Genomic DNA, 24,218 nt, shown 5'->3' with positions numbered 1-24,218 from the left:
ATTTGCTGCCCCTCGTCGAATGGATGCGGACGGACGAAGCGAACGGCGCATTTGGCGGGGCCGGGGCCCCGGAGCAGGGTCGGCGGCCGGTGGGGGCGATCGCGTCACCATGCGTGAGACATAGTCAACCCCCTGTTGAGGGCTGGAGGGAAGCCGTTTGTGACCGAAAGTGCATGATCATCTTGAAGTCTCTGAACATCTGTGGGCATCTCTGAGCAGTTGATGAACCTCTGGGACTGTTCGTGATTCCCGGGGTGGTTGGTGGGCAGTAGGCAGTAGGCAGTAGGCAGTAGGCAGTAGGCAGCGGGTGGCGGTGGCGGGTGGCTGCACGATGCCGGTGTCAGGTGCGCTGGAAGAACTCGACCTCGCCGACCGCGATCGGCCGGCCCGCGCCCTGCCCCGCCGCGTCCCGCAGGACCAGCCGGACGGAGACGACATCGCTGATGCCCATCCGTATCGTCTGCTGCCCGGGCTTGTCGTTGAGCGTCACGGCCTTCTCGTGGACCGTGCCGTCCGCCGTGGTGACGAGCAGGTCCGCCCCGATGGGCCGCGCACCCCGGCGGAACTCCTGCGGCTCCTTGGAGACCCCGGTGTGCACGACGACGCCGACCAGCCGGAACGGCTTGTCGAAGGAGCACGTCAGCGAGTCGCCCAGCGCGGGCGCACCCCAGTACTTGTTGGTCAGCCCGTCGATGGCCGCGCTCGCCGGATGACCGGGCGCCGCCGCGCTCGCGCTCACCGCGGAGGGGCTGATCTCCGCGGTGCCGCCGAGCTTGTCCCGTACGTCCTCGAAGAGATAGCGCCCGTACGGCACCAGCATGAAGCCCGCGAACAACAGCCCGACCAGCACCGTCACCAGCAGGAGCCGCCGCAGACCCCGGCCACCGGACCCGCCCCGCACCCGGCGGCGGAACGGCCACACCGTGCGCCACCACGGCAGGGCGTCGGGCTGCTCACGGACCCGCAACGGGGCGGCGCAACGCCGGCAGAACTGCCGCCCCGGCAGGTTGGGGGTGCCGCAGGCCGGACACGGCGGCCCGTCGGGCGCCTCGTCCGCCGCCACCGGCCGTACGACGGGCCGCCGCGCGACGGGCTTCGCGGGCTGCACCGCCCCGATGGGTTCGTCCGCCGCCGCCCGCGCCTCCGACGCCGACGGCCGGGGCGCGGCTGCGGACAGCGGCACCCCGGGGCGTACGGGCGCGGGCTGCCCGGAAGGTGTGGGGGGCGCGGGAGGCCCGGGGCGTACGGGAGTCGGCCCCGCCGGAGGTGCGATGGCGGGGCGGGGTGGTGTCGGGGTGTGTTCGGGGCGCGCGGGAACGGGCTGCGCTGTTGGCTCGGGGGGAGCCGTCGGCTCGGGGCACGCCGAGGCGGCGGGTCGCGAGGAGGCGGCGGGTTGCGCCGTGGTGGCGGGGCGCGCGGACGTGGTGGGCTGCGCCGACGGCTCGCGTCGCTCCGCGCCCGTGGGGGCGGAACCGGCCGGGGACGGGGGCGCAACAGGGACTGGCGGTGCGGGCGTCGCCGACGAACGCTCGGCAGGTTCAGATTCAGGCTCCGGCTCCGGCTCCGGCTCCGGCACGCGGAGTGCCGAAGCGCCCGAGGCCGCCGACGCCGGTGTCCGGTCCGGGCTTTCGGACGCGTCGCGGCCACCGGAAGCCGTCTGCTCGGGTGCGCGGCGGAGTGCGGGCGGGGTGGGCTCGGCGGCCGAGGGCCCGGGCTCCATCCGGGCGTCCGGGGCCGGTTCCGGAGCCGGTTGAGGCTCCGGAGTCGGGCCTGGCACAGGAAATGGCTCCGGAACCGAAGTCGCGTCCGGAACCTGAGTCGGCCCCGGAACCTGAGTCGGAACCTGAGTCGGAACCGGAGTCGGCACTGGAGTCGGGCCTGGCGCCGGAGTCGGCTCCGGGGCCGGACTCGAAGCCGGACTCGCACCCGGGTCCGCACCCGGTCCCGCACCCGGCCGGGATGGCCTGCTCGGCTGCGACGACCACCCCAGGTAGCCTCCGCAGCTGCCGCAGAAGTCGTCGTCCTCGCCGTTGGCCGTACCGCACGCCGGGCACGAACGCATCGCGTCAGCCTCCTGTCTGTTCGGGCTCTTCGGGCGGGCCCGGCAGGACCTCCACCCGGCAGGTGAGGTGGACGGGGCACGAGGCCGTGACGACGTCCAGGACGCGGCGGGCGTCCACCGCGTCGTCGTCGCGCACCGGCCAGACCCGGACGAGCAGTTCCCCGGACGGCGGCGGCGGAAGGGCCGCACCCGGGGTGGCCGACCACGTGGCGCCGCCGCCGTCCAGGACCTCCGCGTGCACCCCGCAGCAGAGCCGCAGGCGCTCCACCAGACCGCGCCGGGTGCCGCGCCACCGGTGCAGCTCGACGGCGCGGGCGACCACGGCCCGGCGCAGCTCCACCGGCCACGCGGGATCGACGTCCACTCCCACCCAGGACGCCAGCCACGGCAGGAAGTCGGCCGGGGCGAGTGCCGGGTCGACGTAGGCGGGCAGGTTGTCCAGCGTCGACAGGACCGGGGCCAGGACCGTGTCCAGGCCCGCCGTGAACCGCTGGGCCAGGTCGTCGTCCGCGTACAGGGCGGGCAGCAGGTCGCCGATCGGATAGCGGCTGGGCAGCCCGGGTACGGAGGCCCGGCTCACGCGCCCTCACCGGGCCCGCTCGCGGTGACGACCACTTGGTGCTGGTGCGAGAAGACCAGGGCCCCCGGCGCGACGTCGATCCGCTCGACCGCGGCCCCGCGCCGCCCGGTGATCGGGTCGGCCGGGAACAGCCGGAGCTCCTCCACGAGACCGGCCCCCTCCACGTTCTGGAGCACGGCGAAGACCTCCCCGTACTGCACCGGCCTGCCGAACGGCCAGCCCCGGCCGTCCGCCCCGCCCCGCAACGGGTCGATGTGGTGGAACAGCGCCTCCAGGGCGGCCGCCCGGACCCGGTCCTCGTCGCCGGGGGCCGCCACCAGCCGGGCCACCACCGTGACACCCTGGTACGCGGGCGGCTCCACCACCAACCGGGTCCCGACCAGCCGCCGTTCGTCGAGCCGTGCCGTCACCGCCGCGAGGACCGGGTCCGTGGGGATCAGCTGCTCGAACCGGAGCCGGCCGTCCTCGTCGGCGACCGCGTCGGGCACCAGCAGCACCCGAACCGCACCCGCCTCGCCCGCGACGGCGGGCAGACACCGCACCCGGCGCAGCGAGGGCGCGGCCTCCCGGGCGATGACCTCGTAGTCCTCGGCCGTGACGGCCCGTTCCTGCACCCGCAGGATGTTGGGCGCCCGCACCTTCGCGTTCTCCACGGTCTCCCCGTCGACGCCCCCGGTCGCCGCCTCCCGGTTGTTGACGCCCGCGACGTACGGCACCGAGCTGCGCAGCACGGAGATCGCGCCCCGGGCGACGTTCCCGGCCGCGCCGCCGCCGGTCCGGTAGCGCGGGACACGGAGCTGGGCGCCCTTCTCCGGGACCGCGCCGTACGCGCGCATCGTGCCGTCCGCCTCCCGCACCTCCGGCGGGAACGCGAACTCGCCCGACACGGCGTCGATCCGGACGTGCCGGTCGCCGGGGAGCGACGCCCCGAAGTGCTCGACGGGCGTCCAGACCTGCCAGCCGTCGTCGGCCGACACCTGGACGACCGGCGGGTCCCCGTCCAGCAGGAGCGGCACCCGGCTCACCGAGAAGCGCTGCCCGGCGACGCCCTCCGACACCCCGAGGGGCACGTCGAGGACGGTCTCCGCGTGCTCCACGGCCGCCGTGCCGCCGACGGTGAACACCTCGGCCTCGCGGATCGTCGGCGACTCGGAGTAGAACGGCTGGCCCGGCTCCGGCGCTGTGACCCGGCAGCGCAGCCACCCCGCCCGGGTTCCCGCCACGACGGACGCGGTGTGCCCGGCCGGGACGAACACCACGACCTCGCCGGGCCGGTTGAGCCCGCCGGTGCTGTCGGTGCCGGTCGCGCAGGCCACCCAGCGGGCCCCGTCCCACGCCTCCCACACCAGCGGCGGCTGCCGCGGATCGACGCCCACGCCCTCCACCCGGCTGTCCAGGCGCACGGCGACGATGCACCGGGGCACGGCCGTCGGCAGCCCGAACAGCAGGGCGTCCCCGGGCTCGGGCCGGGACTGGAAGCACGGGATGTCCTTGCCCGCACCGAGCGGCGCGGTCCGGTCCGTCTGCTCGCCCGACACCGGCGCGGTGACCAGCCGGACCAGCGAACTCGGCAGGATCGGCAGGTCCCGGGAGGTGGAGAACACCACCGGCTCCTCGGCCTCGCCGCGCGCGGTCGCCACCTCCGTACCGGCGGGGAGGCGCACGGTCTCCGGCTGCGGGGCGGACAGCCAGAAGTCCACCTCGGCCCGCGCCACCGTCGGCGGGAAGAGCGTCACGCCCAGCAGGTCCAGGAAGGCCGCGTAGTTCTTGTCGGGCACCCGGTTCAGCCGGTACAGCAACTGGTCGACCATGTACGCGAACGTCTCGATCAGCGTGACCCCGGGGTCCGACACGTTGTGGTCGGTCCACTCGGGGGAGCGCTGCTGGACGTACCGCTTGGCCTCGTCGACGAGCTGCTGGAAGCGCCGGTCGTCCAGGTTGGGGGAGGGGAGTGCCATCAGCGCGTCCTCGCTTCGGCGGAAACCTCTGTGGAACCTTCGGCGGAACCCGCTTCGGACGGGATCGTGTAGAAGGGGAAGACCAGGTTGCGCAGGTCGTTGGTGGCCCGCACGGTGTAGTGCACGTCGATGTAGAGCGTGCCCTCCTCGATCGCGTCGAACGCGATCACCACGTCCGTCACCTCGATGCGCGGCTCCCACCGCTCCAGGGAGGCGCGGACCTCCTGCGCGATCCGCCCGGCCGTCGCCCCGTCGCCGGGCGCGAAGACGTAGTCGTGGATGCCGCAGCCGAACTCCGGGCGCATCGGCCGCTCGCCCGGCGCGGTCCCGAGGATCAGGCCGATCGCCTCCTCGATCTCGCGGTCCCGCTCGACCAGGGCGATCCCGCCCGTCGGCCCGACCCGCAGCGGGAAGCCCCAGCCGCGTCCGATGAATCCGCCGCCGCTCACATCGGACCCCCGATCAGGACGTTGAACGCGCCGCTGACGATGGGCGCGCCGCAGCTGGTGGTGTCCCGCATCCGGGCGGCGGGCAGTCCGCCGATCAGCACCTGACCGGCGAGCGCGGCGGCCGGGTTGGGCATGATCACGTTGCCGGGTCCGAGCGCCGCGTGCGGGGGGACCACGCACACGTGCAGGCTCCCGGTGACGGCCGCGGGCCGGCCGCCGATGAGCACGGTGGCGACGGCGACCGCACCCGGGGGCGGGGTGCCGATGAGACCGCCGTGTGCGGTGCTGTCGCCCGTGCGGGCTGCGGGGGGCATGGCCGGGGTTCTCCTTGCTGTGAAAGGGACTTCAGGGGTGAGGGGCCAGAGGTGAGGGGCCAGGGGCGTACGGGCGCGGGGAGTCAGTTGATCCTGATGAGCTTGGCCTTGAGGACGGCGAGCAGCCCGCCGTCGACGGTGACCCCCGTCTTGCCGTTGACGGTCACCGAGCGGCCCTTGATGTTCACGTCGCCCGTACCGGCGTCGAGGGTGATGCCGGCGGCGGAGAGCGTCACCGAGCTCAGCTCCCGGCCGCCGCGGGCCTTCACCGACAGCCTGATCTCGCCCTTCTTCTCGTCGAGGACGACGTCGAGCCGCTTGTCACCGGTTGCCAGCCGCACGCCCGCCGGGCCGCGCGGGGCGTCCAGCAGCTCCAGCCGGTTGCCCGAACGGGACACCAGGGAACGGCGGTTGACCTTCCCGCTCGTCGGGTCGACCAGCGGGACGTCGTGCGCGGACGGCTTGTCGACCCCGTTGTAGAGGCCGCCGAGCACGTACGGGCTGTCCAGCAGCCCCTGCTCGAACCCGACCAGCACCTCGTCGTTGACCTCGGGGCTGAACACCCCGCCGCCGCCCTGGCCGCCCCACTGCACCGTACGGACCCAGTCGGTGACGTACGTGTCGTCCAGCCAGGGGAACTTCAGCCGCACCCAGCCGCGTTGGCCCCGGCCCTCCTCGCGGATGTCGGTGACCACCCCGATCGCCAGCCCCGGCATGCGCGGACCGCGCGACGGGGCGCTGCCGCCGGTGGCCAGCCCGGCCAGCGAACGGTCCGGCGAGGCGCTGACGATCACCGTCGTGCGGTAGCCGGTGTCCGGTTCGAGGACGTGGTGCGCGGCGGTCGCGGTGTAGCGGCCGGAGAACGCGGGCCCCACGTTGCCGAGCGCCACCGGCTGGCCCGCCCGCAGCTGCGGGTTCCCGTAGGCGACGGCTTCGATCTCCCCGAACCCGGAGCTGACCGAGGCGGCGAGCGCACCGGCCACCGCGGTCGTCTCCGCCTGCGTCCGGTAGGGGGTGTCCGCGATCGTCGTCCGGGCGTTGGAGCCGAACGCCCCGGCCGCCAGCGACGGGCTCATCCCCGGGGTGACGGTGTCGCTGCGGATGGACTGCTGCCGGGCCACCAGCCGCGTCTTGGTGTCGACGTTCCAGCCGCGCACCTCGACGCTGTCCGCCCCGTCCGCACCGGTCAGCACCGCCCGCAGGGCCACCAGGTTGTTCCCGTACTCCAGGACCATCGGGTCGCGCGTCGCGGAGGTCGACGGCGCGGGGGCCGAAGCGGCGGGCTTCGGCTTGGTGAACTGGAGCAGACCCTTGTCGTCCACCCGCACCACCGCCCCGCTCTCGGCCGCGAGGTGCTGGAGGAACTCCCAGTCCGACACGTTCGGCTGGGTCAGCTGCTTGTACGTGATCGGCGCGGCCTCCACCTTCCCGCAGGCCAGCCCCGCACCGGCGGCGACCTTGCGCACGATGTCCGCCGTCTTCATGTTCCGGAACGCCATGACCTTCCGGCCGCGCTGGAGCCGGTGCGCCTTGGAGAACGCCCGCACGACCGTGAACGAACCGGTGGTGTCGCTGTCCAGCTCGACCGCGGTGACCTCCCCGGTGAACAGCCGCTCGCGCACCCGCTCCTGCACGGTGACCACGGAGATCTTCAGCGGGGTGCCGATGGTGAGGCCCGTCGCCGTGAGGAACGTGTGGTCCGGGTCCCGGTACATCAGCACGGCGGCGTCCGGCAGCCCGACGTTCTCGTCGACGACACAGCTCACCAACTGCGCGGCCCAGGCGTCCGGCAGCTCGCCGGGCGCCTCGACGATCGGGTCGGCGGCGAAGGACCGGCCGGGGGATGTCGAGGTCACCGGCCGTCCTCCGCCCGGTGGTCTTCCAGCCCCGGCACCAGAAGCTCCCTGCCCGGGGTCAACTGCATGGGGTCGTCGATGTCGTTGGCGGCCGCGATGGTGCGCCAGGCGGTGGCATCGCCGTACTCCCGCCAGGCGAGCAGCGGCAGACTGTCCCCGGCCACGACCCGGTGCGTACGCCGGGCCTCCTTCGAACCCGACGTGGGGTTCTGGCCTGCCGGGTCCACGCTCGCCTCCTCGATGGAGAGGGAACAGGTGGCGCGGAGCGGCTTCCCGTCGACGTCGAAGAGCGTGTACGACACGGAGAGGCTGGAGAGCACCCCGTCGAACGAGGTCGTCTTCGCCGTGCCCCAGTCGAACCGCACCCACGGGCTTGAGGGCGTCTTGCGGGCCAGGCTGCTCGGGGTGGGGACACAGGCGGTCATCAGCTGTTCGACCGCCTTCTCCACCGAGTTGTCGTGGGTGGCCGTGGCGTCGAGGAAGACCTCCAGCGACAGGGACCGGGGCCCGCTGCCGACGAACTCGGGCAGCGCGGACTGCCCGGCCGTCCGGGACGGAGTGCGCCGCCACTCGGTGCTCTTGCTCAGCGACAGCTTCGCGGGGTTGAACTGCAACGTGAGCCGGGCGAGCGTGCCGCCGGGCTTGGCGCCGACGGACGACGGCGGTTCCATGATGGTCAGCTGGGCGCGAGCGCGGCTCGCACGGGCAGCGGGTGACATTGCGTTCCTCCTTTCTCTGGGCCGATGCGGTCGTGGTGGTCGAGCTCGTCAGGAGGGCTCCAAGCCCTCGTGGGCGATCTCCAGCGTCTCGATCGCCGCCTGGGAGTTGGCCGGGTCGAAGGAGGGCCCCTGCCAGCGCACCGGCACGATCCCCTGCACCTGCCAGCTGATGATCCGGCTGAGGTCCGGGCGCAGCGCCACGATCTCGCCGTCCTTGGGCTCGACCCGCTGGATCGTCTCGTTGAGCCAGCGCGCGATCTTGAGCGTGTCGGCGGTGACGGGGCGGGTCAGCGTGATGTTGGTCCAGGTGATCCGCCCCGGCAGCTGCCAGGTGAAACCGTTGTTGCCGCCCTCGGCGTACGTCTCCATCTCCACCTCTGCGCCGAGGCCCGAGCAGGTGTGGAACGCGCCCAGGTCGCTGCCGCCGATCGCGAGCTTGAAGAACACGCTCGTGGCGAAGATGTTGTCCGTCATGGGTCAGTCTCTCGTCCGTCTTCTCGGCTGTCTCTGTCTGTCTCTCGTACGGGGTCGGGGAGGCGCGCCCCCGGGCTCAGCGGCGGCCGTCGTGCAGCCGCCCGGCGCGTTCCCGGCCCCGGCGCAGGTCGGCGCGGATGAGCCGGCTCACCGGGTCGAGCAGCCGACGGGCCAGCTCTTCCATGTCCGCACCGCTGAGCCGGTTCGCGGCGGGAGGCCCCTCGGCGGGCTCCGCGGACGCGTTGGGCGACGCGTTGTTCGACGACGTGTGGGGCTTCGTCTGGACCGCCCGGACCGGAACGCCGGTGATCCCGGCCTCCGCGGCCCGCTGGACCGCCCGCGCGGCGGCCGGTGCGGGGGGCCTGGGCGGAACCCGTGCGGAGAGCCCGGGCGGAGACGCCGGGGCCGCACCGCCCCCGGGCACCGGCCCGGCGGCCTGGAGCCCGGCACTTTCGGGCACCACGGGCAGCACCATCCGCTGGACGGGCACGGCGGCCTCGCCCGCCCCGGCCGATGCGGGCGGATGCGGCCGTACGACGGGAGCGGGCCGCGCGGAACGGGACGGTGGAGCCGGCCGCCCTGGCTCCCGCCCTGCCGTCGACGCGGGCGTGGGTCGGTGCTGGGGCGTGCGGCCGCCCGCCGGGTCGCCGCCCGCGCCTGTCGCGCTCTCGGCCGCCACGGCACGTTGGACGGTGCCGCCGGAGGCCGCGGCGGCGTTGGTGCGGAGGAGGGGAGCGGTCCGCCCGGGGGCCGTACCCGAGGGCGCCGAAGGCTGCGGGGCGGTGCGGCGCTGCGCGGTCGGACGGTTCCCGGAGCCGGGTGACGGCGCGTCGGGGCCCGGTTCGGCCCGCGGTACGTCACGCCGCCAGGTGGCCGAGACGACCGGCCGGGCCGTGACGCCCGCCGCTGCCGTACGCGGTCCCGAAAAGCCTTCTGCGGCACCGGTGTTCACGGTCAGGGCCCGGTCCGGGAGCAGAGTCCTCGCCCGCTGGACGACAGGCGTAGCCGCCCCGCCGCCGGAGGACCGCGCCGCCTCCCGTTCCGGGCCGATCGGCCGGATGCGTACCGGGGCCGGGGGAGTGGCGGGGGATGATGCCGTACGCGTACGCGTACGCGTACGGGGCTCGGCCTCGGTTCCGGAGTGGTTGCGGGCGGGTGCCCGGTCACCGTCCACCGCGCGCTGCACGGCGGCGGGTTCGGACGCTGGCGGGGACCCGGCGGACGCCGAGCGCACGGGCATCGCGGGCGCGCCCGAGGAGGCCGGAGGGGGCGTCGGAGCGGGTGTGGCAGCCGCTGCCGGACCGGGCCCCGGACCGGCCACCTGCGGTGTGCCGGGGGACCGGCGGTCGCCGAGCAGCGGTACGCCGTTGCCGACCCGGGCGGTCGGCGGCAGCGAGGGGAGCGGCGCGCCGATTCCAGCGCGCGTACGTCCCCGCGAGCCCGAGGCGTCGGAGGGCTCAGCGCCACCGGGGCTCTGGGCCCGCACCGGAGCGGTGGCCGGTGCCGCCTGCACGGAAGGGGACGGCTGGGGTGGCTGGGGCCGCTGAGACGACTGGGGTGGTTGGGAGGAATGGGGTGATCGAGATTGCTGGGATGGTTGGGACCGTTGGGATGGTTGGGAGGAAGAGCCCGGGGCCGGGGACGGCTGAGTCGGCCGTTGCGTTCGGGGCGCCGCGTCCGACGGTGGCTGTGCCGGGTCCGTGACCTGGCGCTGGAGCACCGGCATCGCCGCCGTGGGCGGTGCCGATGCCGGGCCGGACGGCATGACGGAGGCCGGCCCGTCGGCGCGGGACGGCACGGCCCCGGCGGGCAGTTCGCGCAGCGGCTTGCCCAGGGCGGGCCGTACTGTCTCGGCGGCCGTCGGGTCGGCCGACGACGGGGCGGTCCGCTGATCGGCTGCTGCCCGCTGCACGGCAGGGGTGGTGGTGGCTGTGGTGACGGGAGCGGCCGGTGCGGCCGGTGTGGGGGAGGCTTCGGGCGTGGCGGGCGCGAGTCCGGTGATCTGCCGCAGCGTCATCTGGGGGCGCCGGGCGACGGTCAGCGGAGGGCCGGTCGGCCGGGGGCGTACGGGAGCGGGCCGTGCCATGGCCTGCGCGCCGGACGTGTCGGCGTCCGCCATCAGGCCCATCGGTGAACCGAGGACAGCCCGCTGCGCCGCCGGAGCGGGCCCGTTGGTGCCGGAGGGTCCGGCGGAACCCGGGGAGTTCGGGGAGCCGGAGGAGCGGGGAGCGCCGGAGAGCCCCGACGGTCCGGACGAGGACCCCGACGACCCCGGTGACCCCGACGGCCCGGAGGAGGACCCCGATCGGCCGGAGGATGCCGAGGGGCCGGAGGCACCTGGCGTACCCGAAGACGCTGACCGTCCGGAGGTTCCTGGTGTGCCCGAGGTCCCGGACTGGCCGGAGGATGCCGAGGGGCCGGGGGCACCTGGCGCCGACCGTCCGGAGCTTCCCGGTGTGCCCGGGGCCACTGACCGGCCCGAGGGTCCCGATGGAGCCGAAGCCCCTGACCGGCCCGAGGACGCCGAAGCCCCGGAGGCTCCCGGCGTACCGGAAGACGCCGACCGTCCGGAGCTTTCCGGTGCGCCTGACCGGCCCGAGGACGCCGGCGTACCCGACGACCCCGGTGTACCCGATGACGCCGGCCGACCGGAGGTTCCCCGCGCGGGCGAGCCCCCTGACCGCCCCGAGGGCCCCGACGAACCCGACCTGCCCGAAGCGGCCGACGCGGACGTGGACGTGGACCGGCCGGAAGGTTCCGACGCGCCCGGGGAGCCCGTCCTGCCGGAGTGCCCGGGAGCGGCCGACCGGTCGGAGGACCTGGACGTACCCGAAGACGCCGACGTACCTGAGGAGCCCGGCGAGGCCGAAGCCCCCCGCCGACCGGAGGACGCCGACGGCCCCGAAGATCCCGACGTATCCGAAGAACGCGACCCACCGATCGTCGACCGGTCCGACCGGCTCGACCGCTGGCTCGATCGCTGGACCGACGGCGACCCCGGCTTCGGCTGCCGGCTGCCGCCGGCCGTCCCCGTCCCGGTGCTGTTCCGCCCCGCCGAGGCGGTCGGCAGGTCCGCCACCGGCCCCAACTCCTCGTCCGCAGGCGGGACCGCGCGCAGCAGCAGGGGCCCGCCGGGGGACGTCGTGCGAGCGCTGCCCGGGCGGGCGACCCCGTGGATGAGGCCCACCGGGGCCGACGGCAGGACGGCGTGGCCGAGTTCGCCGCCGAGGGAGGGGTCCTGCCACGAGGCGAGCTGCGAACGGAACCGCAGCCCGTCGCTCACGCCGATCGAGGACCGGGCGACCGTCACCGACGGCGGGGCGACCCGGCGCCAGCCGCCGTCCCAGTCGCCCCCACCGGACACCCCGGCGGACGGGGAGGGCGTGGCGACGGGCGGTGCCGCCGACCCGTCGGCGTCCACGCCCCCGCCGCTCGCGTTCGCGCCGCGACCGCCGCCGTCCCGCGCGGGTGCGCCGGTCCGCTGCCGGTCCGCACGGCGGAACCAGTCACCGAACCCCACTTGATCACCCGCCTTCGTTGACGCGGGTGTTGATCCGCGCTATCTCCCTCACCCACTGCTGACGCTCAGCGTGGGTGAGGTCGAGAATGTCCTCACGCTGCCAATGGAAGTGGTAGGCGACGTACGCGATCTCCTCCCGCAACCGGGGAAGCGCGTACGTCACGATTCCCCCAGGCGCCCACCCGAGAGATCCACCTCGAACGACCCGTGGCACAGCGGGCAGGTCACCGCGGCGTGCGTGTGGCCCTCGCTGTTGATCCGCCGGTAGAAGTCCTGGAGGAACGCCACGTCGGTCGCGTACATCCGCTCGACGACCCCGGCGTGCACGTCGGTGACGGTGCCGAGCCGGGTGATCACCTGGCTCAGCAGCACCACGGACAGATACGCCGGGTTCTCCTTCACCCGCAGGTCGATCTGCGGGCGCAGCTCGTCCCGGGCGGTCGCCAGCCGCATGGTGCCGCTCCGGTGCAGCTGGCCCTCGTCGTCCACGTACCCGCGCGGCAGCTCGAAGGTGAACTCCGTCTGGAGCGTCTCCCGTTCGCGGGAGCGCGGCGCGGCCGGCGCCGGGGCGTGGGCCGGGGCGGGTGCCCCGGTCTCCTCGCGCCCGGCGGAGGAGGTGGCGGCGAGGTTGTCGAGGACCTCTTCGAGGCCGCTGCCCGGCGAAACGGTCCTGCGCCTCATTCGACCACGATCTCCTCGAAGGTGATGGTCACCGTCTCGGTCGCGGCGCTGGACTCGCCCGCCTTGAGGGACGGGCCCTCCCACTTGGAGGCCCAGCCCTGCATCAGCTGGATGCGGCGCACCGTCTCACCGGTCGAGTCCTTGATCTCGATCGTGAGGTTCTGGCGCGCGGTGTCGACGGCGCCGTTGTTGAGCGTCTCCTTGATCCAGGTGGTGAACTCGCTGCTCTTGTCGAGCCCGCGGGTGATCGTCACCTCGCCCGCCTGGCGCGCGCCGGGCTGCTTGCGGATGATCTGCTTGCCCTCGGCGGTCACCTGACGGACCTCGACGACTTCTTCCTCGACGGTCATGCCGCTGATCTCCTGGATGGACTCCACGAGATAGCCGCCGAGCTGAACGCCGAAGACGTGGGTGGAAAGAGCGTCGCCCTCTGCCATGACTCTGTGTCACCTGTTCCGATTCGAAAGTGAAGTGGTGGGGGAGGACCGCGAGGTCACTCGTCGACGAGGCTGGTGCTGTCCGAGAACTGCGAGAGCCGGAAGATCACGAACTCCGCGGGCTTCACCGGGGCCACCCCGATCTCGCAGACGACCTGACCGAGGTCGATCGACTCCTGCGGGTTGTTGCTCCGGTCGCACCGGACGTAGAACGCCTCCTCGGCCGTACGGCCGAACAGCGCGCCGCGTCGCCACTCCTCGGTGAGGAAGGCGGTGACGTTGCGCCGGATGCTCGACCAGAGGCGGTCGTCGTTCGGCTCGAACACCACCCACTGGGTGCCCAGGAGGATGGACTCCTCCAGGTAGTTGAAGAGGCGGCGCACGTTCAGGTAGCGCCAGGCCGGGTCGGAGGAGAGGGTGCGGGCGCCCCAGATGCGGATGCCGCGGCCGGGGAAGGCGCGCACGCAGTTGACGCCGATCGGGTTGAGGAGGTCCTGCTCGCCCTTGCTGAGGCGGATCTCCAGGTCCACCGCGCCGCGGATGACCTCGTTGGCGGGGGCCTTGTGCACTCCGCGCTCGCCGTCGCTGCGCGCCCAGACACCGGCCACGTGACCGCTCGGCGGGACCAGGGAGTTACGGCCGCTCGCCGGGTCGAAGACCTTGACCCAGGGGTAGTAGAGGGCGGCGTAGCGGGAGTCGTAACCGGCGTCGTCGTTGCGCCAGGTGCGGACCCGCTGGGCGTTCATCCCGGGCGGGGTGTCGAGGACCGCGACCCGGTCGCCCATCTGCTCGCAGTGTGAAATGACCGCCAGCTGCACGGTCTTGACGCCCTCCGCGTCGATGTCGCCCCGCTGGTAGGCGCTCATCAGGTCCGGGACGGCGACCATGGTGATCTCGTCGATCGCCTCAAGGCCCGCGAACCCGGTGCGCGCGGAGGCGTCGCCCACGTACTCGGAGGGGTCCAGCCGCGCCACGCCGGAACCGGGGGCGGCGGCCGTGGCCGGGGCGAGGGCGACGGTCTGCTTCTCGGGGCGGCTCTGGGCCGTGCCGGCCTGCTCGGTCACCTGGATGAGTTTGGAGTCGCGGGTCTGGGTGACCAGGTAGCCCTTGACGTTCTTGCGGGTGGAGACGTCGTACGTCTCGGCGACCTTGCCGCCCTGCCGCACCAGCAGCCGGAAGCGGTCCTCCGGGGGGTTCTCGCCCTCGGGGTCGGCGACCTCGACGGAGAGGTCGGCGCCCGTGCCGGGCTTGGCGGAGACCAGGAACCCGCCGAGTGCGAGGGGTGCGGGGGCCTGCGCGACCGTGTCCCGGCCCGTGCCGCCGCTCTCCGAGGCGCCCTGTGCGGGGCCGCCGATGCGCACGATGTAGGCCGCGCCGCCGCCGTTGGCGAAGAAGCCGTAGACGGCGTGCGTCAGGTAGGTGTCGGCGGTGAAGGTGCCGAACGCCTGGACGTACTGGTCCCAGTTGGTCACCAGCGTCGGCTGGTGGAAGGGGCCCGTCTCGGCGAAGCCGACGAAGGCTGCGACCGCGGTGCCGACTCCCTCGATGGGACGTGCTCCGGACTGCACCTCCTCCACGTAAACACCGGGGGTGAGGTACGACGGCATGCTCGCTCCTTCTCGACGGTCACTGGATCTCCACCGCTCAGTCTTGACCGGCCGGGCGCACGGGAGTAGGTCCCGGAGTCCTGGACGCGGGGCAATGAGGCTGCCTTTCCGGGCACCCGGAGCGCCGTGAATGCTGCCCTCGGCGGCCCGTATTCCAAGCGGTCCGAGCGGGAGAAGAAGAACAACGGGTTGAGAAACAGCCCCTGCCCGAGAGCCGTCGGGGGATTCGTCGGAATTGTGGATGCGGCTCGGTGGCGCCGGTGTGTTCGGTATCTCATTCCTCGCGGTGAACCCCGGAAGGCTCGATGCCGTCCGGGGTTCACCGGGGAGTCGCCGCGTGCTGATGCGATTCGGCCAGAATGTGCCGGGAAGGCGGGGAGGCCCGGCTGTGACGCGTCGGTGAAAGCGGGCGCCGGACCGCTCCGAACGGGCATCCGGCGGCTGCCCGGCGGATGCCCTCGGGTCGTCAGGAGCGGCTCTGAACAGGCCCGTTAGCGATCGGAGCCGCCGGAACCGGATATTCTTCCGGTGCTGTTGCCATCCAGAGTGACCGAACTGGTGTAAACCTCTGACGTATCCAGGAGGGCGAATCCGCCATCGCCCGGCACGCCGGGTTTCTTCCCGGGGGGTTTCTGCTGTTGTCTCGACCCATAGGTGCGGCAGGGCGCTTCGTGCTGCCGTTTCTACCGTGCGAGATCGCTCAGTACACCGCTGAAATTGAGGACTTGATGGCATCCGGAAGACTGGGTTCCGGATGCTGGGGTGCCGGGCTTGGCGCAGGTGACGGAAGCGGTGATGGTGGCGTTCTCCGGAACCTGAATGGGGGTGGCCCAGTGGTAGTCCTGATTGCGGAAGGATTCCAGCGGGATGGTCGTGACCTTGAGTTCTCCGAAGGAGATGGTGATGATCCCTTCGTCGCCCTGGAAGTTGGCCACGACGATGTCGGTGACGCCGAACACCTTCCCGGCCGGAACCTTGTAGGTCCCCACCGCCTCGGTCCCCGCCCCGGTCTGCACGTCGATGGTCTCGGAGGCCTGCTGACCGCCCCCGCCCGGACCGGAACCGCCGGACCCGGAGCCGCCGTTGCCGCCCCCGCCGTTGCCACCCGGCCCGTCAGGACCCGATCCCTGCCCCTGCCCTTGACCGCCCGCCGGGTTCTCCGCGCCCCCGGGTGTGTTCGCCCCCTGCTCCTGTGCGCGGGCGGCCTCCTCCTTCGCCGCATCGGTCACCGCCTGCTTCGCCGTGCTCTGCACCGCGGGCCGGACCAGGGCGAACCAGGCGAGCAGCAGCGCCAGCAGCGCGGCCAGCACGATCAGCAGCCACTTGGGCAGCACCGGCAGCTGGGCGAACTCCCCGGGCAGCGGCTCGGGCCGGACGGTCTCCGCGGCCACCGGCTCGGACCGGACCGGCTGCTCGCCCTCCGTCTCCCGTGCCCCGGGCTCGCCGGTCTCGGCGGCCTCCACCTCGAACGGCCAGGTGACGGGCTCGCCGAACCAGATCACCTTCCGGGCCCGCACCTTGAGGGCCATCTCCGCCGACTCGCCGGGCTCCAGGCGCTTCTTGTCCGGGGCGAGGGCGAGGCGCAGATCCTCCCCGGCCTGCTTGCCCGCGAGGGCCACGTCGACCGGGGTGTTCCCCTTGTTCTGCACAGCGGTACGGAAGCGGGCGCCGAGCCAGCCCCGGCGGCGGCGCGGTGCCAGCTCGGCGCGCAGCTCGTGGAACGGCTCGACGGTCACCGTGCCCTCGGGGACCACCACCGACTCGGGGCGCTCCGCGGGCAGTACACGTACGGCCAGCGGGGTTTCGCCCGCCCGGACCTCGTGGGAGCGGGGCGGGGCGAGGGTGAGGGTCACCGTCTCGGAGGTGCCCGGGTACAGCGACACGCGCGCCGGCTCGACGGTGCTCCAGACGGCGCAGTCGCCGACCACCTCAAGGGTGTAGGCCTCGACGATGTCGCCGTCGTTGCGCACGGTCAGGGTCGTCATCGCGGTAGCGCCCGGCGACACCGTCACCGTGGGGCTTTCGAGTTCGGCAGTTGTGGTCACGCTGCGACGTTAGGCCGCGGGCACCGCTCCACAGCAGAGACGCGAGGGCAACAAGCGGGCAGGGGTGGTGCCCCGAGGGCCCACCGGCACGGTGTCCCCGCGCCCCCTCCGCGCGCCCGTGCCCCGTGCCCCCCGGCCCACGGGGGACACCAGGGGCACCTGGCATATCAGTCGGAAGTACCTGAGGAAGACGGGCACGGAACGATGACGACGACAACGGGCACGGAACGATGATGACCACGACGACGGCAACGGGCACGAAGAGCACGACGACAACGGGTGCGATGGGCGGCGCGGCCGAACGCGGCCATTACCGCAGGCCCGACGCATCGGGGCGGCGTGCGGCCGCGCCGGGGGACATACCCGGGGGCAGGGTCTCCGTGGCGGTGTACGCGGAGGACCTGATCCTTCAGACCGGCATGATCCACCAACTGCGGGTGCGCCCCGAGATAGAGCTGCTGCCGGAGGCCGAGGCGGACCGGGCGCAGGTCTCCCTGGTCGTGGTGGACACGGTGGGCGAGTCCACCGTCCAGCTCCTGCACCGCCTCCAGCGCAACACCTCGACCCGCACCGGACTCGTCGTCGGCTTCTTCGAGTCGGGCGCGCTCCAGACGATGATCGAATGCGGGGTCGCCGCCGTCCTCCGGCGCGGGGAGGCCGACCAGGAACGGCTCGTCCACCTCGTGAAGGCCATGGCGAACGGCGAAGGCGTCCTGCCGGGCGATCTGCTCGGCAAGCTCCTCGACCACGTCAGCTCGCTCCAGCGGACGGTCCTCGACCCCCGGGGCCTCACCCTCTCCACCCTCACGGCACGGGAGGCGGAGATGATCCGGCTGGTGTCGGAGGGCTACGACACCACGGAGATCGCGCAGAAGACCTCGTACTCCGAACGCACCGTCAAGAACGTGCTGCACGAGGTCGCGACCCGCCTCGATTTGCGCAACCGGGCCCACGCGGTGGGTTACGCGATGCGGCATGGGCTGATCTGACCCTGACCCTGGCCCTGACCCGGTCCACCGCCCCGCCAGGGACTCCGGAGCGACTCCAGACGGGCGGATTCCGGGCGGGCCGAACGGACGGATTCCGGACGGGGCCGCCCGGGGGAGCGACCGCCGCAAAGGGCAGCGGTCGCTTCCCCCACTCCGGGTACTTGCGGCCTGTCTTTGTGCCCCGCGCGGGCGTGAGGCTGGCCGGTGGAGAGTCATCGACAGACTGTGAGGTGGGCCGTGACCGGCACTGCTGGCCCGGCAAAGCGTTCCCGGCTGGGCCGACTGACCGGCGCGGTGGTGCTGTTGGCGCCGCTGCTGGTGGTCGGCTCGGCGGCGGCCCCCCAGGGGGCGCCCAGGCTCGCCGCCGCGGCGGCGGACGCGGACCCGGCGCAGGCCGGGCGTATCGCCTTCGCGGGCACCGAACACCGCAGCCTGGGGCGGGCCAACGACAAGGACACCACCGACCCGCTGTTCGGCGACGGCCCCGCCCACTACGACCAGGACCCTTCCGCCCGCGGGGACGTCCTGGTCTTCACCAGCCTGCGCGACAGCGCCCGGCCCCAGGTGTACGTGCGCGGCGCGGACGGCTCGGTGCGCCGGATCACCACCGACCGGGACGCGGCCCACCCCGAAATCTCCCCGGACGGCCGGACCGTGGTCTTCGACTCGGCGGAGCCAGGACCCGGCGGCACGGTCCAGCGCGACCTGTGGTCGGTCGGTATCGACGGCTCGGATCCGCGCCGGCTCACCGACACCCCCGAGAACGAGGAGTCCCCGACCTGGTCCCCGGACGGCACGAGGATCGCGTACGCCGGTGACGGCGACGCCGCACGGGGGTGGCAGATATACGAGCGGGCCGTCGCCGGCGGCCCGCGGACCCGGATCAGCGACGGGCCGGCGGGCGACGCCACCGAGCCGTCCTGGAACCCGGTGGACGACGACGCCCGCCGGGGCCTCGTCGCGTACACCCTCACCACGAACCCCGACCCGGACGTCGACGACGGCACCGAACTGCGTGCCACCCAGGGCATCGGGACCGACCGGCCGCTGCTGGCCGGTGACCACGCCGCATGGGGCACCCGCTCGGCCTCCTGGCTGCCCGACGGCAACGACATCGTCTTCCTCAGCCCGTACCACACCTGCGGCTGCGACGACTTCGACCACGTCTACCGGGTGACCGCGTTCGATCCCGAACCGCCGGACCAGCTGGTCAACGAGAACCGTGCGGTCGGACCGCCCACCTGGTTCGCTCCGGCCGGGACCGTCGTCATCCCCCGGATCACGGCGAAGCCGGACGGCACGCTGGCGGCGGCGCACGTCGTGACGCTCCAGGACGTCCGTCAGGACGGTTCCGACCCGCGCGACCTGCACCTCACCATCCTGAAGGAGGACCCGGCGGCCCGCACGAACGAGGACCCCGCCGTGAACCCCCTGTTCAGGCCGGCCGCCGGGTACGACCCGTGGCACGAACGGCAGAACTACACGCCCGACGGCCGGCGCATCGTCGTCACCCGCTTCGAGGACGGCGACAACGGGCGGATCGAGCGGATCTGGATGGCCGACGCCGACGGCACCAACGAAGCGCCGCTGCCGCTCGACGGGCGCGGCCCGAACGACTGGGACACCGACCCCACCTTCTCGCCCGACGGCACCAAGCTGGCGTTCACCCGCACCTCGCCCGGCGGCGTCGGGGACGCGTCGGGTCCGGGCCGCATCCTCATCGCCGACGTCGCCACGGGCGCGATCCTCGACGAGATCCGGCCGCCCGAGGGCCGGCAGGCGGGCGACGACGCCCAGCCGACCTGGTCATCCGACGGCGTCAACCTCGCCTTCACCCGCAAAGAGGTCATCAACGGCAACGGCGGCAACAAGCACATCTGGGTCGTGCCGGTGGCGGACCTCGACCGGCAGCGGGACCTGAGCGCCACCATCTGCCCCGGCGACTGCGAAGTCATCGACGACAGCCCGGCGTTCTCCCCGGACGGCCTGAAGGTGGCGTTCAACCGCAAGGACGGCGGCGGCCGCGTCAACCAGCAGGCCGGCGTCCTCGTCAAGCCCCTGCGCGGCGGCGGCTGCCGGGTCGTGCTGCCCTCCGTCCAGAAGGACAACCCCGACGGCTGCGACCTGCCGATCCCCGACACCAGCGCGACCGGCCCCCACCAGCCCCGTGACGTGGCCTGGTCGCCCGACGGCAGCAAACTCCTCTTCACCTCGCGCCGGGAGCTGCCACCGAACTCCATGGAGCAGCTCTCCGTACTCGACATCGCCTCCGGCGACGTGGCCCCCGTCGACAACACGCACGACGGACGGCAGAAGGAGCCCGCCTACCAGCAGTCGGTCGACCTGTCGCTGACCGCACCGCCCACCGGGCCCGATGTGGAGGTCGGCTCCTCCACCGAGGTGCGGGTCACCGTCACCAACCGGGGCCCCTCGCCCTCGCCCGGCACCACCCTGACCGTCGACGCCCCGCCCGGCGTACGGCTGGAGGAGCTCACCGCCGACGGAGTCGACTGCCCCGCCGCCACCCCCCAGTGCGACCTCGGCATCGTCCCGCCCGGAGCCTCCGTGACGGTCACGGCCCGGCTGACCGGCGTCAGCACCGGCGACCAGCGCGTCAACTGGTCAGTCACCGGCACCGTCCTCGACCCCAACCCCACCGACAACGCCACCGGCACCATCGTCCCGGTCCGGGACGTGCCGCCGCCGAGCCCCAGCCCCACCCCGACCCCGACGACTCCGACGCCCAGCCCCACGACCCCCTCCCCGTCACCGTCGACCACCGCCCCCGCCCCGCCCCCGCCGCCGTCCCCCCGCCCGACCGCACCGCGCCCCCCGGCCCCCCTGCCGCCCGCACCCGAGGCCGGACCCGGCGTCACCGTGCGGGCCCAGCCGAGCCCCGGCTACGTCGGCGGCAAGGTCGTGGTGACGTACACCGTGCGCAACGGCAGGAACGCGGCCGCCACCGGACTGCGGCTGGACCTCGGGCTGCCCGCTGACATCCCCGCGGGCCCCCTCCCCGCGGGCTGCGCCGCGGGCGCGTGCACGCTGCCCGACCTCGCGCCCGGCGCGTCCACGGTCGTCAGCGTCGTCCTCTCGCCCGACAAGGCCCTGCGCACCACCATCACCGCGAGGCTCACCACCACGGGCACCGACGCGGACGTCCGCGACAACGTCTCCCGCATCCCGCTGCGCATCCTCCAGCCCCGCATCATCGCGGTGCCCGCCATCGGCAAACCCGGGTTCGTCACCTCCGTACGGGGCAAGGACTTCCCGCCCGGCACGCCCGTGACCCTCACCTGGAAGCCCGGCATCACCGCGAGCGCGGCGCCGACGCGGCCGCTCGGTGACGGCACGTTCATCGCCCAGCTGCTCATCGTGGCCAAGGACCGGACCGGGCCGCGCACCATCACCGCGAAGGGCCCCGGCTTCAGCCCCGTCACGACGGACTTCCTCGTGGTGATCGGGACCATCACCCCGCCGGGCGAGGTGATCCGCCGATGATCCACGAAGTCGACGAGGGGCTGCGGCTGTTGCTGGCCGAGGCCGGACTTGAGGACAGCGGCGTCGACCTGGTCTTCGACGCCCCGACGAAGGAGTGGTCCGCCCGCCGAAACGCCCCCACCATCAGTGTCTTCCTGCACGCCATCCGTGAGGACGCGGGCCGGCGGCGCACCGGCACGGCCGAGATCCACGACGACGCGGGCGTGGTCACCGGCTGGCGGACCCCGCCGCGCTGGTTCGAGCTGACCTATCTGGTCACCGCCTGGACCAACCGCCCCCAGGACGAACACCGGCTGCTCTCCGAGGTGTTGCGCGCCCTCGTCCGCACGGACACGCTGCCCGCCCGGCTGCTCACCGGCAGCCTCGCCGAACTCGGTCTCACCGTGGACATCGAGGCCGCGGGCCCCGGCGCCGACGGGCCCTCCGCGTCGGACGTGTGGTCCGCGCTCGGCGGTGAGCTGAAGGCCGCGATCGATCTCCGCGTCGTCGCCCCGCTGGCCGGGGAGCGGACCGCCGCGGGCCCGCCGGTCACCGAGGGCCTCGTGATGAAAGCCGCGCCCGCCGTGGACGGCACAGCGGCCGAGGACCCGGGCCGCCGGCTGAGGTACGACGGGGCGGGCGACCTGGACGCGCGGGGCTTCGCCGCCGAACGGGAACGTCAGCTGCCGCCCGGCCGGCGCAAGCGGGGGAGCGCGGCCCGATGACGGTGACACAGAGCGTATCCGCCGAAGCGGCCGGGGCGACGGGCCCCGACGACCTCTGGGAGCGGCTCGGCCACGTCGAGCGGCGCGTCAGGCTCGCCGTCGCGGCCCGCCGGGCCGTCGACCCGGACCCGGACGACCCCTACCGGGGCCAGTACCTCACCCCCCAGGCGGCCGAGCGCATCCTCGAAGCCCCCGACGCGTTCGCGCCCGCACCGGTGCACGGTGACGCGGGCGCGCCGACCGCACCCACCGGAGGCAGGCTCGGGCAGCTGGCCGCACGCTTCGCCCTCGCCCCCCTCGACGTCGAACTCCTGCTGGTCGGCCTGGCCCCTGACCTCGACCACCGGTTCGAGCGCCTGTACGGGTACCTCAACGACGACCTCACCCGCCGCCGCCCCACCATCGCCCTGGCGCTGGAGCTCTGCGCCCTGCCCGCCGCCGGGCCCGGCCGCTTCCGCCTCTCGCCCGCCGCGCCACTCGTCGCGGGCGGACTCCTGGAGATCGTCGACCCCGAACGCCCGCTGCTCTCCAGGGGGTTGAGGGTGCCCGACCGGATCACCTCCTATCTCCTCGGCGACGACGAGATCGACGCACGGCTGCGCGGCCTGGTCCGGGACGCCGGGGCGGACCAGGAGCCGGCCGGGCACCCGGAGGGTCGCCGGGGAGTCCCGGACGTAGGCCCGGAGGTTTCGGACGGGCACCCGGAAGTCCTGGAGGGTCGCCGGGGGGACCCGGATGTAAGCCCGGAGGTCTCGGACCGGCACCCGGAAGCCCCCCGGATCGCGGCGGCCCTGTCCACCGGCAGTGGCCTGGTGCACCTGCTCGACCGGGGCGGCGACCCGCGCGGCCTCGCCGTCGAGGCGCTGCTCACCGCCGGGCTGCGCCCCCTGGCCGTCGACATCGCGGCGCTCGCCGCCACCACCGAACCGGCCCCGCTCGTACGGACCCTGGCGACCGAGGCCCGCCTCGCGGGCGCCGGGGTGATCCTCGGCCCGCTCGAAACGCTCGCCCCCGAACGCCCCGAGGGGTCCCGGGTGCTCGCCGCCCTGTGCACCGCGCTCGACGGTACCCCCCTGATCGCGTACGGGAAGAAGAACTGGGACCCGCTGTGGACCACCGAGAGCCCGGTCCCCGTCCCCGTTCCGCCGCCGGGCCCCGAAGGCGCGTCCCGCCAGTGGCGGCGCGCCCTCGCCGATGCGGCCCGGTCGGTCGGCCTGCCCGGCGACACCCCGGCCGACGACCGGCTCATCGAGGCCACCGCCTCCTACCGGCTCGACTCCGACCAACTGCGCAAGGCCGCCACGGTCGCCTCCCGCCTCGCGCTCCTGGGGCGGCGCCCGGTGACCCCGGACGACCTCCGTGCGGCGGTACGCGCCCAGAACGGCGCGGGCCTTGAACGCCTCGCCCGCCGCATCGAACCGGCCGTCGGCTGGGACGACCTCGTGCTGCCCCCGGCCACCCGCACCCAGCTCACCGAGCTCGCCCTGCGCGCCCGCCACCGCGAGCAGGTGCTCGGCCAGTGGCGGATGCGGCCGGGCGGCGGCCGGGGCCGGGGCGTCATCGCCCTGTTCGCCGGGGAGTCCGGCACCGGTAAGACCATGTCCGCCGAGGTGGTCGCCGCCGAACTGGGCATGGAGCTCTACGTCGTGGACCTCTCCACCGTGGTGGACAAGTACATCGGCGAGACCGAGAAGAACCTGGAGCGGATCTTCGTCGAGGCCTCCGACGTCAACGGCATCCTGCTCTTCGACGAGGCCGACGCGATCTTCGGCAAGCGGTCCCAGGTCAAGGACGCCCAGGACAAGCACGCCAACGTCGAATCGGCCTACCTCCTCCAGCGCATGGAGTCCTTCGACGGCATCGCCGTGCTCACCACCAACCTCCGGGCCAACCTCGACGAGGCGTTCACCCGCCGCATCGACGTGATCGCGGAGTTCCCCATGCCCGACGCCCGGGAACGGCTCGCCCTGTGGGACCGCTGCCTGGGCCCGGCGATCCCCCGCGACGACGGCCTCGACCTGGAGTTCTGCGCCGACCGCTTCGAGCTGGCGGGCGGCTCGATCCGGGCCTGCGCGGTCAGTGCCGCCTACCTCGCGGCGGAGAGCGGGAAGCCGCTCACCATGGACCAGGTGGTGACGGCGGTGCTCCAGGAGTACCGGAAGCTGGGACGGCTGGTGCTGGAGAGCGAGTTCGGGCCGTGGCTGGAGAAGGAGCGGGGGCGCGGGGGGCGGTAGCGCTATCGGGCGGGCCACCGCCGAGGCGCTCGCGGCGGCCGGGGCCCTGGTGCACGTGGCCGACCGAGACGCCGATGCCGCCAAGGCG

General features: G+C 73.7%; 20 protein-coding genes. 6 read left to right on the top strand and 14 right to left on the bottom strand.

Features of this window, described 5'->3' with window-relative positions; genetic code table 11:
- Nucleotides 1-340: 340 nt before the first annotated feature.
- The 9 genes from ACZ5WC_RS20040 to ACZ5WC_RS20000 all read right to left on the bottom strand — a co-directional run bounded on the left by ACZ5WC_RS20040 (nucleotide 341) and on the right by ACZ5WC_RS20000 (nucleotide 9,598).
- Nucleotides 341-1,183 carry an NADase-type glycan-binding domain-containing protein gene (locus ACZ5WC_RS20040; RefSeq protein ID WP_468542061.1) on the bottom strand — a complete coding sequence of 281 codons (843 nt, stop codon included), beginning with the start codon at nucleotides 1,181-1,183 and terminating at the stop codon, nucleotides 341-343.
- Nucleotides 1,184-2,066: 883 nt separating this feature from the next.
- Complete coding sequence (locus ACZ5WC_RS20035) at nucleotides 2,067-2,642, bottom strand: phage tail protein I (protein ID WP_468542060.1); 576 nt, start codon at nucleotides 2,640-2,642, stop codon at nucleotides 2,067-2,069.
- On the bottom strand, nucleotides 2,639-4,600 hold the full coding sequence (locus ACZ5WC_RS20030; RefSeq protein ID WP_468542059.1) for a putative baseplate assembly protein: 1,962 nt from the start codon (nucleotides 4,598-4,600) through the stop codon (nucleotides 2,639-2,641). The genes ACZ5WC_RS20035 and ACZ5WC_RS20030 overlap by 4 nt, the downstream gene beginning before the upstream one ends.
- Nucleotides 4,600-5,049, bottom strand: a complete 450-nt coding sequence (locus ACZ5WC_RS20025; RefSeq protein ID WP_468542058.1) for a GPW/gp25 family protein — start codon at nucleotides 5,047-5,049, stop codon at nucleotides 4,600-4,602. The genes ACZ5WC_RS20030 and ACZ5WC_RS20025 overlap by 1 nt, the downstream gene beginning before the upstream one ends.
- Entirely contained in the window at nucleotides 5,046-5,363 is a 318-nt protein-coding gene (locus ACZ5WC_RS20020; RefSeq protein ID WP_096632797.1) for a PAAR domain-containing protein, read from the bottom strand. Before ACZ5WC_RS20020 ends, ACZ5WC_RS20025 begins: the two co-directional genes overlap by 4 nt.
- Before the next feature lie 83 nt (nucleotides 5,364-5,446).
- Entirely contained in the window at nucleotides 5,447-7,219 is a 1,773-nt protein-coding gene (locus ACZ5WC_RS20015; protein WP_468542057.1) for a VgrG-related protein, read from the bottom strand.
- Complete coding sequence (locus tag ACZ5WC_RS20010) at nucleotides 7,216-7,938, bottom strand: CIS tube protein (RefSeq protein WP_468542056.1); 723 nt, start codon at nucleotides 7,936-7,938, stop codon at nucleotides 7,216-7,218. The genes ACZ5WC_RS20015 and ACZ5WC_RS20010 overlap by 4 nt, the downstream gene beginning before the upstream one ends.
- A gap of 48 nt (nucleotides 7,939-7,986) precedes the next feature.
- Complete coding sequence (locus ACZ5WC_RS20005) at nucleotides 7,987-8,412, bottom strand: phage tail protein (protein ID WP_096632792.1); 426 nt, start codon at nucleotides 8,410-8,412, stop codon at nucleotides 7,987-7,989.
- Between the two features lie 76 nt (nucleotides 8,413-8,488).
- Nucleotides 8,489-9,598: a hypothetical protein gene (locus ACZ5WC_RS20000; protein ID WP_468542055.1), complete on the bottom strand. Its 1,110-nt coding sequence runs from the start codon at nucleotides 9,596-9,598 to the stop codon at nucleotides 8,489-8,491.
- A 514-nt stretch (nucleotides 9,599-10,112) separates the two neighbouring features.
- On the opposite strand from ACZ5WC_RS20000, the gene ACZ5WC_RS19995 reads away from it, so the two are divergent.
- Nucleotides 10,113-10,304 (top strand): hypothetical protein, encoded by a 192-nt coding sequence (locus ACZ5WC_RS19995; protein ID WP_468542054.1) that lies wholly within the window; start codon nucleotides 10,113-10,115, stop codon nucleotides 10,302-10,304.
- Between the two features lie 33 nt (nucleotides 10,305-10,337).
- Nucleotides 10,338-11,936, top strand: coding sequence for a hypothetical protein (locus tag ACZ5WC_RS19990; RefSeq protein ID WP_468542053.1), 1,599 nt, complete (start codon nucleotides 10,338-10,340; stop codon nucleotides 11,934-11,936).
- Here ACZ5WC_RS19990 and ACZ5WC_RS19985 read toward each other — a convergent pair whose 3' ends face one another.
- From ACZ5WC_RS19985 to ACZ5WC_RS19965, 5 genes are all read right to left on the bottom strand, one after another.
- Complete coding sequence (locus ACZ5WC_RS19985) at nucleotides 11,937-12,095, bottom strand: DUF6760 family protein (RefSeq protein ID WP_018492281.1); 159 nt, start codon at nucleotides 12,093-12,095, stop codon at nucleotides 11,937-11,939. It lies immediately after the preceding gene.
- The gene (locus ACZ5WC_RS19980; protein ID WP_468542052.1) at nucleotides 12,092-12,613 is read right to left on the bottom strand and encodes a hypothetical protein; all 522 of its coding nucleotides are present in this window, start codon (nucleotides 12,611-12,613) and stop codon (nucleotides 12,092-12,094) included. The genes ACZ5WC_RS19985 and ACZ5WC_RS19980 overlap by 4 nt, the downstream gene beginning before the upstream one ends.
- Entirely contained in the window at nucleotides 12,610-13,050 is a 441-nt protein-coding gene (locus ACZ5WC_RS19975; RefSeq protein WP_007457189.1) for a phage tail protein, read from the bottom strand. The genes ACZ5WC_RS19980 and ACZ5WC_RS19975 overlap by 4 nt, the downstream gene beginning before the upstream one ends.
- Nucleotides 13,051-13,106: 56 nt before the next feature.
- Nucleotides 13,107-14,657, bottom strand: coding sequence for a phage tail sheath family protein (locus ACZ5WC_RS19970; RefSeq protein ID WP_468542051.1), 1,551 nt, complete (start codon nucleotides 14,655-14,657; stop codon nucleotides 13,107-13,109).
- A gap of 683 nt (nucleotides 14,658-15,340) precedes the next feature.
- Entirely contained in the window at nucleotides 15,341-16,669 is a 1,329-nt protein-coding gene (locus tag ACZ5WC_RS19965) for a COG1470 family protein (RefSeq protein ID WP_468542295.1), read from the bottom strand.
- Between the two features lie 317 nt (nucleotides 16,670-16,986).
- Here ACZ5WC_RS19965 and ACZ5WC_RS19960 point away from each other — a divergent pair, with 317 nt between their 5' ends.
- From ACZ5WC_RS19960 to ACZ5WC_RS19945, 4 genes are all read left to right on the top strand, one after another.
- A complete protein-coding gene (locus tag ACZ5WC_RS19960; protein WP_468542294.1) occupies nucleotides 16,987-17,691 on the top strand; it encodes a helix-turn-helix transcriptional regulator in 705 nt (234 codons plus the stop codon).
- 237 nt (nucleotides 17,692-17,928) lie between these two features.
- Nucleotides 17,929-21,192 (top strand): hypothetical protein, encoded by a 3,264-nt coding sequence (locus ACZ5WC_RS19955; RefSeq protein ID WP_468542050.1) that lies wholly within the window; start codon nucleotides 17,929-17,931, stop codon nucleotides 21,190-21,192.
- Nucleotides 21,189-21,896 (top strand): Pvc16 family protein, encoded by a 708-nt coding sequence (locus ACZ5WC_RS19950; protein WP_468542049.1) that lies wholly within the window; start codon nucleotides 21,189-21,191, stop codon nucleotides 21,894-21,896. Before ACZ5WC_RS19955 ends, ACZ5WC_RS19950 begins: the two co-directional genes overlap by 4 nt.
- Entirely contained in the window at nucleotides 21,893-24,130 is a 2,238-nt protein-coding gene (locus ACZ5WC_RS19945; protein WP_468542048.1) for an ATP-binding protein, read from the top strand. Before ACZ5WC_RS19950 ends, ACZ5WC_RS19945 begins: the two co-directional genes overlap by 4 nt.
- The last annotated feature ends 88 nt before the right edge of the window (nucleotides 24,131-24,218 follow it).

This window comes from Streptomyces sp. NPDC033165 (genome assembly GCF_055577965.1).
Note: the sequence above shows the minus strand (reverse complement) of the source record. Positions and strands in the feature narration are given on the sequence as shown.